The sequence below is a fragment of the Streptomyces sp. NPDC026417 genome (genome assembly GCF_055567695.1).
Map to the genome: position 1 here is coordinate 16,077 of NZ_JBVHPY010000023.1, position 14,038 is coordinate 30,114.

Here is a 14,038-nt window from a genome sequence, read left to right on the forward strand (position 1 = left end):
CCCGCCCCACGACCCGCGCGGCGCCGCGCGAGTGGGGTGTTGTTGTAGGACGCACCGCGGCGGAGAGTGCGCGCCAGTGCTCCCCCCCCCCCCCCCCCCCCCGCTCCGTACCGCTTCGGCCGTGTTCGCCCGCGAGGGCGCCGACGGGCGTCAGCCCGTCACCGGCACTACTCGGTCTTGACCTTGATGGTGCCGTCGACGATGCCTTCCTTGGCCTTGGCCACCGCGTCGGTGAGGCCGGGGATCTCCGCCATCTTCGGGTTGCTGTCGGCGAGGCCCACGCCGTCGACCTTCAGGTCGAACGTCTGCGTGCCGTTCAGCGGCTTGCCGTCGTGGACCGACTTGGCCAGCGCGTACACCGAGCCGCCGACGTCCTTGAGCGCGGAGGTCAGGATGTAGTCCTTGTAGGTGGCCAGCGCCTTCTGGTTGTACTGGTCGGAGTCGACGCCGATCGCCCACACCTTGTTCTTGGCGGCGGCCTCGATCACGCCCTGGCCGGAGAGGCCGGCAGCCGCGTAGAGGACGTCGGCACCCTTCTCGATCTGGCCCTCGGCCGCGGCCTTGCCCTTGTCGGGGCTGGAGAAGCCGCCCTCCTCCGCCGTCTGGGTGAGGTACTGCGAGAGCACCTTGACCTTGGAGTTGGTGTCCTGGACGCCCTGCTTGTAGCCCGCCTCGAACTTGTGGATCAGCGGGACGTCCACACCGCCCACGAAGCCGACGGTGTTCGACTTGGTGGCCTTGGCGGCCGCGACACCGGCGAGGTAGGAGGCCTCCTGCTCGGCGAAGACGAGGGACGCGACGTTCTTGCCCTCGACGACCGAGTCCACGATGCCGAAGCTGGTCTTCGGGTACTTCGCCGCGACCTTCTCCATCGCGGGACCGTAGGCGAAGCCGATGCCGATCACGGGGTTGTAGCCCTGCTTGGCCAGCGAGGCCAGGCGCTGCTCCTTGTCGGCGTCGGTCTCGCCTTCGTTGGGCTCGATGTCGGCCGTCTTGTAGCCGAACTCCTTCTGCGCCTTCTCCAGGCCGGCGAACGCGGCGTCGTTGAAGGACTGGTCGCCCTTGCCGCCGATGTCGTACGCGATGGCGAGGCCCTTGTCGCCCTTGCTCTCGCCGCCGCTGTCGCCTTCGTCACTGGTACCGCCGCAGGCCGTGGCCGCGAGTGCGAGCGACGCGACCCCCACCGCGACACGGGTCAGGCTGGAAATACGACGCATCCGAAGTTCCCCTTCTCCAAAGCCCCGCAGTGGGTGCTGAGTTCGGCGCACATTAACGCGCGTAGACCCTGGAGGGAACGGGGTTCCCCCGGCCGTTACCCATTCGTGCCGATGGCCGGTTACGTCCTTGTGAACCGAGAGCTCGAATGGGCCGCTTCTGCGGACACAACCGCCCTCGCGGCCGCCACGCCGTGCATGCGGGGGTGAAGTCTGCGTGACGGCGCGAGTGGCTGTGTCCAACCGCTGCTCACGCTACTGCGGGAGGGCGGAGGGCGCGACCGGAGCGCCCGCGGCCCTCGCCCGCGGGCCCGCGGGTCCCGGGCCGTCGGCCGTTCCGGCCAGGGGGTGTCGCCGGGATCGGCTCGGATCAGGCCGCGGCGCCCGGTGCGGTGCGTCGCAAGGCGGAGCACGACCCGCGTGCCGGGCGTACTCGGGTGGCGCGACACCGCGGCGGGGTGCCGTGCCAGGCGCCGCGGACCCGAATGGATCCGAACGGCACCCCCCCTAGGCCGCCGCGTCCAGGAGGGCCGCCGCCGTGAAGAGCTCCACGCCCACCTTGATCGCCGATTCGTCGGCGTCGAAGTCGCCCTGGTGCAGGTCGCGGCCACCGCGCTCGCCGGGCGTGCGCACACCGAGCCTGGCCATCGCGCCGGGCACCTGCTCCAGGTACCAGGAGAAGTCCTCGCCGCCCAGGCTCTGCGTGGTGTCCTCGACGGAGTGCGGTCCGAGGCGGGCGGTCATGGCGTCGCGCAGCAGGTCGGCGACGACCGGGTCGTTGACGACGGGCGGGACGCCGCGGACGTAGTTGATCTCCGACTTGGCGCCGTGCAGGGCGGCGACCTCGTCGATCGCCGCGTGCAGCAGGTCGGGCGCCTGCCGCCAGGCGTCCAGATCCAGGCACCGCACGGTCCCGGACAGCTCGGCGTGCTGCGGGATGACGTTGCAGGCGTGGCCGGACTCGATGCGCCCCCAGGTCACGGAGAGTCCGCTGCGCGCGTCGACGCGGCGGCCGACCACGGCGGGGACGTCCACGGCGACGCGGGCGGCGGCGGTGACGAGGTCGGTGGTGAGGTGGGGCCGCGCGGTGTGGCCGCCGGGGCCGTCCAGTGACACTTCGAGCCGGTCGCACGCGGACGTGATCGGGCCGTGCCGCAGGCCGATGCGCCCCGCGTCCACCTTCGGGTCGCAGTGCACGGCGATGATCCGGCCGACGCCTTCCAGCGCCCCGGACTCGATGGCGTCGAGCGCGCCGCCGGGCAGGACCTCCTCGGCGGGCTGGAAGACCAGCCGCACGGGGTGGGGCAGCCGCCCGGTGCGGTGCAGCTCGGCGAGGACCAGGCCGGCGCCGAGCACGACGGTCGTGTGCACGTCGTGCCCGCAGGCGTGGGCGCGGTCCGGGACGGTCGAGCGGTACGCGCAGTCCGCTTTGGTGTCCGGGATGGGCAGCGCGTCGAGGTCGGCGCGCAGGGCGAGCATGGGGCGGCCGCCGGGCCGCTCCCCCTCGCCGAGACCGATGTCACATACGAGTCCGGTGCCGCTGTCGAGCACGCGCGGCGCGAGACCCGCCTGCTCCAGGCGGGCCTTGATCGCCGCGGTCGTACGGAACTCCTGGTTGCCGAGCTCCGGGTGCATGTGCAAGTCGCGGCGGAAGGCCACGAGTTCGGCGCGCAGTGCCTCGGGCAGCGCACCGGGAAGCACTGCTTCTCCGGGTTTGTCGGCCTCGGACTCTCGGGACATCAGTTGGTTCACCCTCTGAAGGGTAGGGCGATCGGGCGGCCAGCCGACCCACGATCAACAAAACTTCAGCCCGTTAGGGGAAGAAAATCTGGCCGCCCGGCGCATAGGTATCGGCCGGGCTGGGTAAACTCGCCCGCCTCTCCGGGCGATTGGATCTTGAACCAGGCCGTTTGATCAGGCCCTTCGGTCGCCATCGACCCTTCCGTCGGTCGGACGGTCGGCTCTCGATCCGCTCCGCCGGGCACGGCCCACGGAGCCCCACATGGAGAACAACGCTCGGGGTGCCCGAGCCCATTCCCTCCTCCACGGTGCCACAGATCGGGCCCGCACCTCGCCGGACACCACCGACGACCGAGTCACACGCGAGATCGGCCCCGGGATGCGGTGACGTCCTGTCGCCGGGCCGCTACGCAGGGGCGGTGTGCGCGACCGCCGGGAGGCGGTGGACGTCCCGGGCCGTGCCGGTGACGCCGGAGAGGAAGCCCTGGGCGCGGGGGGAGGCGTTCCGGGTGAGCCAGGTCGGGTCGATGTCGCAGACGGCGACGCGGACCTCGGTGCCGGCCAGGGCCAGCGGCAGGGTGTGGACCACGGTCGAGGGGAAGCTCAGGATGGTGCGGCCGATGGGGCCCCGGCGGGCGATCAGTTCGAGGGGGAGGTCGGGCCGGACGATCTCCAGGCCCGTCACGGCGGCCAGGTGGCGGAGCTTGTCGGGGCTCTCGCGGCGGTGGGCGAAGTAGCGCGTCGCGCCGTGCGCCTCGGCCAGGGAGCGGACCGCGTCCAGGTAGCGGTCCGGGTCGACCACGCCCGTCTCGACGAGCGAGGTGCCCACCAGGTCCGCGCCCTTGGTGATGCGCGGGGGGCCGAAGCGGGCCCGGGTCCAGGTGAAGTCGTTGGGGGTGACGCGGACCCCCTCGGGCGCCGCGTCGATCGGCATGGAGGAGAAGACCTCGACCGAGCGGTGGCCGGCCGGGGTCAGCCGGCGGCGCGCGGAAGCCGACACCGGCGCGAACAGCAGATCGCGCGCGCCGGGCCGGCCGCCTCGCCGGTGCCAGCGCACCAAGCGTTCGCCGCGGCCGAGTTGGGCGATGAACTCCATCGTCGCCGTGCCGTCGTCCACGACCACCAGGTCGCGGGCGCGGGTGATGGTCAACAGCAGCTGTACGTAACGGGAGAAGGGGTCGCCCATCACGATGCGGCGGGCCCTGCGCAGCAGCCGGAAGAGGCCGCCGATGGTGTGGAAGGGGGCCGCCGTGCCGCCCCGGGCCTCCTCCCACCGGACCTCGTAGCCCTCGTCGCGGGCCAGTTCGGCCATGCGGCGCAGCTGTCCTCGGGTCATGGGGTCGGTCGGGGAGAGGACGACGAGCGTGAGCCCCGCGCCGGGTGCCGGTGCAGTGCCCTCCTCCGTGCGGAGGCCTTGGGTGTGTGCCCACTCCAGCACGTTGAGGAGTTGCACCGGGCTCTCGACGAACGCGAGGGTGTCCGGCTTCTTCGGGCGGGTGCCGGCGGAACCGGCGCGGGGGTTCATCGACGTACGACCGTCGCTTCCGTGAGGGTGGAAGTGGGGGGAGTGATCAGACCGCGACCGGCTCGCCCGCCGCCGCGGCGATCTCCGCCTCCGCGACGACGCCCGAGACCCGGCGCAGCTTCTTCATCGGGCCGAGCTCGGACTCGTAGACCTTCTTGACGCCGTCGCCGAGGGAGGCCTCGATGGTGCGGATGTCGCGGACGAGGCGGGTCAGGCCCTGCGGCTCGACGGAGGCGGCCTGGTCGGAGCCCCACATGGCGCGGTCGAGGGTGATGTGACGCTCGACGAAGGCGGCGCCGAGGGCCACCGCGGCGAGCGTGGTCTGCAGGCCCGTCTCGTGGCCGGAGTAGCCGATCGGGACGTTGGGGTACTCGGCCTGGAGGGTGTTGATGACGCGGAGGTTGAGCTCCTCGGCCTGGGCCGGGTACGTCGACGTGGCGTGGCACATCAGGATGTTGTCGCTGCCGAGGACCTCGACGGCGTGCCGGATCTGCTTCGGCGTCGACATGCCGGTGGAGAGGATGACGGTGCGGCCCGTGGAGCGCAGGGCCCGCAGCAGTTCGTCGTCGGTCAGCGACGCGGACGCGACCTTGTGGGCGGGCACGTCGAACTTCTCCAGGAAAGCGACGGCCTCGGTGTCCCACGGGGAGGCGAACCAGTCGATGCCGCGCTTCCGGCAGTGCTCGTCGATCCGGCGGTACTCCTCCTCGCCGAACTCCACGCGGTGGCGGTAGTCGATGTAGGTCATGCGGCCCCAGGGGGTGTCGCGCTCGATGTCCCACTGGTCGCGCGGGGTGCAGATCTCGGGGGTGCGCTTCTGGAACTTGACGGCGTCGCAGCCGGCCTCGGCGGCCACGTCGATCAGCTTGAAGGCGTTGTCCAGGTCACCGTTGTGGTTGATGCCGATCTCACCGGTGATGTAGACGGGCCGGCCCGGACCGGCGGTCTTCGAACCGAAGGTGCGGAGGCGGGAGTTGGTGCTCATGGTGGAGATGTTCCTTACCTGTCGAGGGAGTCGAGAGAAGGGCCGAGGATCCAGCTGGCGATCTCTCGGATCGCGCCGTCGCCGCCGGGGACGGTGGTGACCGCGCGTGCGGCGCCGCGCACGACGTCGTGGGCGCTCGCGACCGCCACGGGCCAGCCCACGAGGGCGAAGCACGGAAGGTCGTTGACGTCGTTGCCGACGTAGAGCACGCGCTCAGGCGCGATGCCCTGCTCCTCGCACCACTGCTTCAGTGCGAGGTCTTTCCGGTCGATGCCGTGCAGGACCGGGATCTTGAGCTTCCGGCCCCGGGCGGCGACGACCGGGTTCTGTTCCGTGGACAGGATCAGCATCGACAGGCCGCTGCGGCGCAGGGCTGCGACACCGAGGCCGTCCCCGCGATGCACGGAGACGAACTCCCGTCCGTCGGAGTCGATCAGCACCCTGTCGTCGGTCTGGGTGCCGTCGAAGTCGAGTACGACCGCGTCGATGTCCGCGGCGGTCGGCAGCGAGCCGGGACGGCCCGCATCGAGAAGGGGGGCCAGCGCGCGGGCGCGGGCGAGGTCGTGCGGGTCGTCGATCTCCAGCACCCGCGCGGGGTCGGTGCGGACGAGTTCCGTACGCCCGAAGAAGCGGTGCCGGGCGGTGCGGAAGCCCGTCGCGTCCATGCCGTAGACGGCGCCGGTCTCCAGGAGGTCCTGGGGGCGGTCCTGGCGGCGGGGGCGGAAGGACTTGTCGTGGTTGATGCCGTAGCCGCCGCTGGTCTCGGTGCCGGCGACGAGCGTGTCCGTACCGTTCACGGCGGTGGTGCGTCCGGGGCCGGCCGCGACCGGGGCGGCGGGTTCGTCGTCGCCGTCGCGCCACACGAAGCCGTGGAAGGGGGCCACGGTCAGCGCCGTGTCCGCGCCCTTCTCGACGACCGCGCGGACGACGCCGTCGATGTCCTCCCGGACGATGAAGGGGCTGGTGCACTGGACGAGCAGCACCACGTCGACCGGGGCGCCGTGCAGGGCCTCGTGGGCCTCCATGGCGTGCAGGACCGCGGCCTCGGAGGTGGCGGTGTCGCCGGCGATGGCGGCGGGCCGCAGGACGACCTCGGCACCGGCCGCGCGGGCCGCCGCGGCGATCGCGGTGTCGTCGGTGGAGACCACGACGTCCGTGACGAGGCGGGCCGACCGGCACTCCCGCACGGCGCGCGCCACCAGGGGCACACCGCCGACCGGGGTGAGGTTCTTGGCGGGCACGCCCTTGGAGCCGCCGCGTGCGGGGATCACCGCGAGCACGCGGCGTACCGGCGCCGCTTGGCCCGCTTCCGGTTGGGACATTGGCTGTACTCCTTGGGAGGGGTTCGGGACGCTCACAGCTCCCCCATCCGCCGGATGACGGGTGCGACGCGCTGGACGCCGTGGCGGTAGGCGCCGCGGGCCGCGCGCCGCACGATCTGCCGTACGGGGCTCGGCGCCTTGTCGGCGGCGGGTGCGCCGGGCAGGGGGCTGCCGTCGGGGGCGAGGTGGTGGCGGGCGAGGACGCCGGGCAGATAACCGGGCGCAGTGGCGGGCGTGTAGTAGGGCGCGAGCCGCGGGAGCCGGGCGGCGGAGAGGAGTTCGGCGATGCGGGTGCGCGCGGCGTCGAAGGCCGTCTCGTACGAGCCGTCGGCGGCGACGCCCTGCCGGGCCAGCCACGCCGGGTCGGGCACCGGCTCGTGACCGGCGTCGAGCCGGTCCCAGGAGGCCAGGCAACCGGAGCCCACGAAGTGGTGGTTGCCGAGCGCCTCGCGCACCCCGAGGTCGGTCAGGACGACGGTGGGGACGCGGCGGTGCAGGGACTCCAGCGCCGCCGTGGAGCTGATCGTGACCAGCAGGTCGGTGCGGTCCAGCACCTCGCCCATGTGCCCGTACACCAGCCGGAAGTTGGCGGGTGCGTCCGCCTTCTCCGCGAGCTTCTGATAGGGCAGTTCCTCGATGTGGGTGGTGTGTTCGCCGGGCCGGGAGCGCAGCTTCAGCAGGACCTCGCGGTCCGGGTGCAGCCGTGCGTGCCGGATCAGGCGGTCGAGCAGGTAGACGCGGTCCTTGCGGGTCTCGGGCACGGAGGGCTGGGCGGCGAAGACGACCGTGTACGGGTCGTGCCGCGTGTAGCCGGCGCCCCCGAGGAAGGGCAGGGCCACCTCGGTCACCGCGGAGGCGTCGGCACCGACTCCCTCGTACACCGCCCGGAAACGGTCCGCGTCCTGGCGGGAGTTGGCGAGGACCAGGTCCGCGCCGTGCCGCAGCAGCAGGCCGTCGGCGAGCTTCTCGTAGACGACGCCGACGTAACCGGTGACGACCACCGGCCGCCTGGTCCGTCCGTCCCACGCCCGGCCCAGGCCGTGCAGCATCGCCTGGACGGCACCGCCGACGAGGGCGAGCACGACGATGTCGTACGACCCCGGCCCGACGGCGCGCAGGAACTCGACGCCGGTGACCTCGCGGAGCGAGTCCGGCCGGACGCCGACTTCGTCGAGCTGGCGGGCGGTGGGCGTGGCGCGGCCGCGCAGCAGGAAGCCGTCGAGCCGGATGTCCGATTCGGCCGGGGCCATGCGGTTCGCGGTGAGCGAACCCCATTTCCACCGGGTGTCGGAATCCGCGAGGACGGCGATCCGCAGGGACTTCCTGGTACTTGCTGGCACGTCGACGACGCTAGGAAGCGAGAGAGAGGTGCGGCCCAACCCGAATGCAACAAACGGTTAACAGCACATCGACGAATGGGGAATCGGGCCCCGATCGCGTTCGGAATCAGCTGGGTTCACGGCTTCGCCACGCGTCGTTCACCTTGCATCTCACCAACGGTCAAGACGAATGCCGGGCCGCCGCATAACGTCACTCGGGTGGTCAAGCTCTCCGTCATCGTGCCGTTCTACAACGTGCAGCAATACGCGCCCGACACTTTGAAGAGTCTGCGTGCGAACACACGCGACGACTTCGAATTCATTCTTGTCGACGACTGTTCTCGCGACGAGACACCGGACATTCTCGCGCGCGCCGAGCGCGAGCTCCCGGGCGCGGTGCATGTCAGACACCAGGAGAACGGAGGACTGGCGACCGCGCGCAACACCGGCATCGACGCGGCGCGCGGCGAATACCTCACCTTCCTCGACGGGGACGACTGGCTCGCCCCCGGCTACTACGAGCAGTTGCTCGCCGCCATCGAGGACCTGGGCTGCGACTTCGTCCGTACGGACCACGTCCAGTGCACCGCCCGGGCCCGCACCGTCCACCGGGTGCCGCACGGCCGCCGGGGGGTCGTCCTGCGTCCGCGCGACGCGATCCTGCCCGCCGACCGTTCCACCTCCGTCGACTACGCCTACGCCTGGGCGGGCATCTACCACCGCCGGCTGGTCGACCGGGGCCTGCTGCACTTCACCGACGGGCTGCGGACGGCGGAGGACCGGCCGTGGATCTGGAAGCTGCACCGGGAGGCGGAATCCTTCGCCACCGTGGGGCTGCTCGGTGTGTTCTACCGGCGCGGGGTGGCGTCCTCCCTGACGCAGATCGGGGACGTGCGGCAGCTCGATTTCATCCGCGCCTTCGACCAGGTCGTCACGGAGACCGCGGCGGACCGGGACGCGGACATTCTGCTGCCCAAGGCCGTGCGCACCTATTGCGCGATCATTTCCCATCACCTGGGATCCATCGAAAGGTTCGAGCCTTCCGTGGCACGGAAATTGAAGTCGATGAGCGCCGTCGCGTTGCGGCGCATGCCGCAGCACGTGCTCGACGAGGCCCTCGACTCGATGGACGTCCAGCGGGCGACACGGCTGCGCCGGCTGCGCCGCCGTCCGGCTCCGGCCACGGGGGTGGCCGCGTGACCACGCAGATCTTCATGGCGTCCACGCTGTACGGCACGGCGACGCTGGCCGCGGCGCTGGACACGGACTGTTTCGCGCCCGCCGACCGGCGCATCCTCCTCGTGTCCAACAACGCGGCGACACCGGAGACGACGCCCGCCGTGGACGAGATGCCCGGCTTCGCGCGGCTGCGCGGCCGGTTCGACGAGGTCATCTCGTGGAACGAGACGATCTCGCCCTTCCACCCCGGGGGTTGGGCGCCACGACCCGACGACGTGCCGCTGTGGGAACGCCACCTGCGGCTGGCCTGGCGGCTCGGGGACGACGACGTCGAGCTGGCCGTCGAGTCGATCCAGGTGAACCCGGCCCTCGCGGTGGCGCAGATCTTCATGGGCGCGCCCGTCACCGTGTACGCGGACGGCCTGATGAGCTACGGCCCCACCCGGAACAAGATCGACCCGCTGGTCGGCACGCGCGTGACCCGGCTGCTCCACCTGGACCTGGTGCCGGGACTCACGCCCCTGCTGCTCACCGAGTTCGGCGTCGCGCCCGAGATCGTGCCGACGGACGCCTTCTCCAAGGTGCTCGGTGAACTCGGCGACACCGGAGACGCGTTGCCGCCCGTCGAGGAACCGGCGCTGCTGCTCGGCCAGTACCTCTCGGCGCTCGGCATCCTCTCCGCCGAGGAGGAGGAGAACCTCCACGTGCGGATGCTGAGGGGTGCCGTCGAACTCGGCCACAGCCGTGTGGTGTTCAAGCCGCACCCCACGGCACCGGCGCGCTGGTCGCGCCTGCTGGAGAAGGAGGCCGAGCGGCTGGGCGCCGATCTCACGGTGGTCGACACCCCGGTCCTCGCCGAGGTGCTGTACCAGCGGATGCGCCCCGCGCTGGTCGTCGGCTGCTTCTCCACGGCGCTGCTCACCGCGTCCGCCCTGTACGGCCTGCCGGTGGCGCGCATCGGCACGGGGACGCTGCTGGACCGCCTCACCCCGTACGAGAACAGCAACCGCGTCCCCGTGACCGTCGTGGACGCGCTGCTGCCGGAGCTGACGGACCGGGCGGCGGTCGCCGCGCAGCGTCCCGGGCCGGACGGGGCGGACCTCGCCGGACTGGTGCGAGCGGTGGGGTTCGCCATGCAGCCGAAGATCTATCCGGAGCTGCGCCCGGCCGCCGAGCGGTATCTGACGCAGCATCTGAACGCGCGCACCTGGCGCTACTTCAAGCGCCGGCGGCTTACCTCGCTGGCGCTGCCCGGCGCGGTCCCCGCCCAGCTCGCCTTCCTGCCGCGGAACGCGACGGTGCGCCGGGTGGCCCGCCGCGCGCGCTCCTTCAAGCGGGCGAGGCGCGGATGAACACGTCCCTGCGCGCCCCGGCTCCACCGGCCGCGGAAGACGGTGACGTCCCGCCGCGGACAGCACCCCGGGTGCACGCACCGCGGCTGCGTGCGCTCGACGGGTTGCGGCTGATCGCCGCCCTGATGGTCGCCGGGTACCACTACGGCGGCCGGGACGGCGAGATCGCCCGGGCGTGGGGCAGCTCGCCGACGCTGCAGTTCCCCTCGCTGCACGCGTGGTTCGCCTACGGCTGCCTGGGCGTGCAGATCTTCTTCGTGATCAGCGGGTTCGTGATCTGCATGAGCGGCTGGGGCCGCACGCTGCGCGCGTTCTTCGCCTCCCGCGCCTCCCGCCTGCTGCCCTCCTACTGGGCCGCGGTGATCCTGGTGACGGCGGTGTTCGCGCTGCCCGTCGTCGCGTACCGCGCGGTCTCGCCGAGCGACGCGCTGGTCAACCTGACGATGCTCCAGCAACCCCTGGGCGTGGACCGGGTGCTGGGGGTCTGCTGGACGCTGTGGGCGGAGGTCCGCTTCTACGCGCTGTTCGCGCTGTGCATCGTGCTGCCCGGGGCGAGCCGGCGGCGCGTCATCCTGTTCTGCGCGGGCTGGACACTGGCCGCGGCGATCGCACAGACCGCGCACCAGCCGCTGCTGGACGTCGTCCTGATGCCGGAGTACGCGCCGTTCTTCGTCGGGGGCGTCGGCCTGTACCTCGTCCACCGCGACCGGCGGGACGCGTACGCCTGGGGCATCGTCGGCGTGAGCTGGCTGATCGGCCAGCACTACGCGGTGCTGCGGCTGTGGCACCCCCCGAACCCGGACTTCTTCTCGTACCGCACCTCGTACGGCATCGTCCTGGTCGTCACCCTCGGCTATCTGGCCGTCGCCGCCATCGCCCTGGGCTGGCTGAGCCGGGCGAACTGGCGCTGGCTGACCACGGCCGGCGCGCTGACCTACCCCTTCTACCTGATCCACGAGCACCTGGGCTGGGTCGCCGTCGAGGCCTACCACCGGACGCTGCACATCCCGTCGTACGGGACGCTGCCGCTCACGGTCGTCACGATGCTGGTCGCGGCCTGGCTGCTGAACCACTTCGTCGAGGACCGGCTGGCGCCCCGGCTGCGGGCCCTGCTCACCGCCGCCCGCTGACCCGGCCCGGCGCGGACGTCCGCTCCGGCTCAGGCGATCCCGTACCGGGCCTCGATGCCCGCGACCACCAGACGCAGCCCCTCCTCGAAGCCCTGCTCGTAGTCCTGGAAGATCTCGGGGCCCGCGGCGGCCGCGAGCGGGAAGTCGGCCAGGCGCGCGGCGCGTTCCTCCAGGTCGAAGCCCTCGCCGGACTGCCCGGGCGGCGGCTGCATCCCCTGTTCCTCGGTGACGAAGCCGATGGTGAAGAGGTAGGTCGTGGTGGTGGCGCGGGCGGCCTGGGCGAGCGTGAAGCCCGCGCCGGTGAAGAAGCGGAGCTGCTCCTCCATCCGCTCGGCGTGGTCGATGCCCGTGAAGCGGGAGCCGCTGAAGACCTTGGCGCCGTCGCGGTAGCCGAGCAGCGCCGCGCGCAGGCCCCGGTTGGCGCCCAGGAGCCGTTCCTGCCAGGTGGCGTCGGCGGGCACGGTGGCGTCCGCCACCATGCGCCGGTACATCTCCGTCGCCATCTCGTCGAGCAGCGCCTGCTTGTTCTTGAAGTGCCAGTACAGGGCGGGCGCCTGGACGTCCAGCTCCTTGGCGATGGCGCGCAGGGTGAGCCCGTCGAGGCCCACGTCGTCGAGCAGCCGCAGGGCGGTGCCGGCGACCAGCCGCTTGTCCAGCCTGGGAGCCCTCTTCGCAGTCACGGTTGACAGTTTAACGCCGTTAAGTGCATGCTGCGCCGCATGGAACTTAACAGCGTTAAGGACATGTCCGCGGACGTCGTGGAGACGGACGTGCTGATCGTCGGCGCCGGTCCCACCGGCCTCGCCCTGGGCATCGACCTGGCCAGGCGCGGAGTGCGCGCCCTGCTCGTGGAGCGCGCCGACACGCTCTTCCCCGGGTCCCGGGGCAAGGGGCTCCAGCCGCGCACCCTGGAGGTCCTGGACGACCTCGGGGTCCTGGACGAGATCCGGACGGCGGGCGGCCGCTACCCGGTGGGCATGATCTGGCGGGACGGCGTACGCCAGGGCGAGCACCGGATGTTCGACGAGTCCACGCCGACGGAGGCGGAGCCGTACCTGTGGGCCTGGATGCTGCCCCAGTGGCGGACCCAGCAGATCCTCCACGCGCGGCTGCGGGAGCTGGGCGGGGACGTGGCGTTCGGTCGCGAACTCACCGCTCTCGTCCAGGACGCGCGGGGCGTCACCGCCTCGTTCACCGCCGGGCCCGCGGTCCGCGCCCGCTACGCCGTCGCCGCCGACGGCGGCCGCTCCGCCGTGCGCGGCTCGCTCGGCATCGGCATGCGGGGCGAGACCGTGGACCCGCAGCCGATCCTGGTCGCCGACGTCCGCATCACCGGCCTCGACCGCGACAACTGGCACCTCTTCCCGCCCGCGGACGGTGGAGGGTTCTTGGCCGTCTGCCCGCTGGCCGGAACGGAGGACTTCCAGGTCACCGCCCAGTTCCCGCCGGGCGTGACGCCCGATCTGTCGCTGGAGGGCCTGCGCAAGGTCGTCGCCGAACGCTCCCACCTGTCGCCCGACGCCGTGACCGAGGTGCGCTGGGCCTCCGCCTTCCGGCCCCGGACGGCGCTGGCGGAACGCTTCCGCGAGGGGCGTGTCTTCCTGGCCGGCGATGCCGCTCACCTCCACTCACCAGCCGGCGGGCAGGGCCTCAACACCAGCGTCCAGGACGCCTACAACCTGGGCTGGAAGCTGGCCGCGGTGCTCACCGGCGGAGCTTCCGACGCGCTCCTCGACTCCTACGAGGACGAGCGCAGGCCCGTCGCCGCGAGCGTGCTCGGGCTGTCCACCCAGGTCCACCGCGGCGAGGTCCGGCGCGGCGCCGCGACCATGCAACTGGGCCTGGGCTACCGGGACTCGGCGCTCACCGAGGAGACCAGGACCTCTCTCGCCGGGGACGCCCTGCGCGCGGGAGACCGCGCGCCGGACGGACGGCGCGGCGGCGTACGGCTCTTCGACGTGTTCCGCGGCCCGCACTGGACCCTGCTCGCGGTCGGCACGGACGCCTCGCTCCCGGCGTTCGACGGGGACGCGGTGCGCACGGTCCGCATCCCCGCCTACGAGGCGTACGGCACCGGCGTGTTCCTGGTCCGCCCGGACGGCTACCTGGGCTGGGCCGGCGACTCGGCACAGGGCGCGGCCGGTTACCTCGCCCGGGTCACGGGGACCGGCGGGCGCGGCTGAGCGCGCCCGGGACTCCCCCCCGAAAGAGACTGCCAACAAAAAACCTACCCCCAAGACCAAGGAAAAAACCCCCCCCCCGGAGGTTGCCC

General features: G+C 72.1%; 11 protein-coding genes. 4 read left to right on the top strand and 7 right to left on the bottom strand.

Annotated elements, in window-relative coordinates; translation table 11 throughout:
* Positions 1-167 precede the first annotated feature (167 nt).
* From ACZ4NT_RS30480 to ACZ4NT_RS30505, 6 genes are all read right to left on the bottom strand, one after another.
* Positions 168-1,217, bottom strand: coding sequence for a BMP family ABC transporter substrate-binding protein (locus ACZ4NT_RS30480; protein ID WP_121405637.1), 1,050 nt, complete (start codon positions 1,215-1,217; stop codon positions 168-170).
* 504 nt (positions 1,218-1,721) lie between these two features.
* Positions 1,722-2,954: an amidohydrolase gene (locus ACZ4NT_RS30485; protein WP_121405636.1), complete on the bottom strand. Its 1,233-nt coding sequence runs from the start codon at positions 2,952-2,954 to the stop codon at positions 1,722-1,724.
* Between the two features lie 406 nt (positions 2,955-3,360).
* Positions 3,361-4,479, bottom strand: coding sequence for a hypothetical protein (locus ACZ4NT_RS30490; RefSeq protein ID WP_467728424.1), 1,119 nt, complete (start codon positions 4,477-4,479; stop codon positions 3,361-3,363).
* Between the two features lie 46 nt (positions 4,480-4,525).
* Complete coding sequence (locus ACZ4NT_RS30495) at positions 4,526-5,464, bottom strand: N-acetylneuraminate synthase family protein (RefSeq protein WP_121405634.1); 939 nt, start codon at positions 5,462-5,464, stop codon at positions 4,526-4,528.
* A 14-nt stretch (positions 5,465-5,478) separates the two neighbouring features.
* Positions 5,479-6,786: an N-acylneuraminate cytidylyltransferase gene (locus tag ACZ4NT_RS30500; RefSeq protein WP_121405633.1), complete on the bottom strand. Its 1,308-nt coding sequence runs from the start codon at positions 6,784-6,786 to the stop codon at positions 5,479-5,481.
* Between the two features lie 32 nt (positions 6,787-6,818).
* Positions 6,819-8,126 carry a DUF6716 putative glycosyltransferase gene (locus ACZ4NT_RS30505; protein ID WP_121405632.1) on the bottom strand — a complete coding sequence of 436 codons (1,308 nt, stop codon included), beginning with the start codon at positions 8,124-8,126 and terminating at the stop codon, positions 6,819-6,821.
* A gap of 198 nt (positions 8,127-8,324) precedes the next feature.
* Here ACZ4NT_RS30505 and ACZ4NT_RS30510 point away from each other — a divergent pair, with 198 nt between their 5' ends.
* Genes ACZ4NT_RS30510 through ACZ4NT_RS30520 form a run of 3 tightly spaced genes read left to right on the top strand, consistent with a single transcriptional unit; the run spans position 8,325 to position 11,766 of the window.
* On the top strand, positions 8,325-9,305 hold the full coding sequence (locus ACZ4NT_RS30510) for a glycosyltransferase family 2 protein (RefSeq protein WP_121405631.1): 981 nt from the start codon (positions 8,325-8,327) through the stop codon (positions 9,303-9,305).
* Positions 9,302-10,636 carry an alpha-2,8-polysialyltransferase family protein gene (locus tag ACZ4NT_RS30515; RefSeq protein ID WP_467728425.1) on the top strand — a complete coding sequence of 445 codons (1,335 nt, stop codon included), beginning with the start codon at positions 9,302-9,304 and terminating at the stop codon, positions 10,634-10,636. Before ACZ4NT_RS30510 ends, ACZ4NT_RS30515 begins: the two co-directional genes overlap by 4 nt.
* On the top strand, positions 10,633-11,766 hold the full coding sequence (locus ACZ4NT_RS30520) for an acyltransferase family protein (RefSeq protein ID WP_121405629.1): 1,134 nt from the start codon (positions 10,633-10,635) through the stop codon (positions 11,764-11,766). Before ACZ4NT_RS30515 ends, ACZ4NT_RS30520 begins: the two co-directional genes overlap by 4 nt.
* A 29-nt stretch (positions 11,767-11,795) precedes the next feature.
* Here the strand turns inward: ACZ4NT_RS30520 and ACZ4NT_RS30525 are convergent, their stop codons facing one another.
* Positions 11,796-12,446 carry a TetR/AcrR family transcriptional regulator C-terminal domain-containing protein gene (locus tag ACZ4NT_RS30525; RefSeq protein ID WP_467728426.1) on the bottom strand — a complete coding sequence of 217 codons (651 nt, stop codon included), beginning with the start codon at positions 12,444-12,446 and terminating at the stop codon, positions 11,796-11,798.
* 39 nt (positions 12,447-12,485) lie between these two features.
* Here ACZ4NT_RS30525 and ACZ4NT_RS30530 point away from each other — a divergent pair, with 39 nt between their 5' ends.
* Positions 12,486-13,949, top strand: a complete 1,464-nt coding sequence (locus ACZ4NT_RS30530) for an FAD-dependent monooxygenase (RefSeq protein ID WP_467728427.1) — start codon at positions 12,486-12,488, stop codon at positions 13,947-13,949.
* Positions 13,950-14,038 lie beyond the last annotated feature (89 nt).

Excerpts from the sequence above, each read along its gene's own strand:
- ACZ4NT_RS30480 (WP_121405637.1), bottom strand. The coding sequence starts at position 1,217 with ATGCGTCGTATTTCCAGCCTGACCCGTGTCGCGGTGGGGGTCGCGTCG.
- ACZ4NT_RS30485 (WP_121405636.1), bottom strand. The coding sequence starts at position 2,954 with ATGTCCCGAGAGTCCGAGGCCGACAAACCCGGAGAAGCAGTGCTTCCC.
- ACZ4NT_RS30490 (WP_467728424.1), bottom strand. The coding sequence starts at position 4,479 with ATGAACCCCCGCGCCGGTTCCGCCGGCACCCGCCCGAAGAAGCCGGAC.
- ACZ4NT_RS30495 (WP_121405634.1), bottom strand. The coding sequence starts at position 5,464 with ATGAGCACCAACTCCCGCCTCCGCACCTTCGGTTCGAAGACCGCCGGT.
- ACZ4NT_RS30500 (WP_121405633.1), bottom strand. The coding sequence starts at position 6,786 with ATGTCCCAACCGGAAGCGGGCCAAGCGGCGCCGGTACGCCGCGTGCTC.
- ACZ4NT_RS30520 (WP_121405629.1), top strand. The coding sequence starts at position 10,633 with ATGAACACGTCCCTGCGCGCCCCGGCTCCACCGGCCGCGGAAGACGGT.
- ACZ4NT_RS30530 (WP_467728427.1), top strand. The coding sequence starts at position 12,486 with ATGGAACTTAACAGCGTTAAGGACATGTCCGCGGACGTCGTGGAGACG.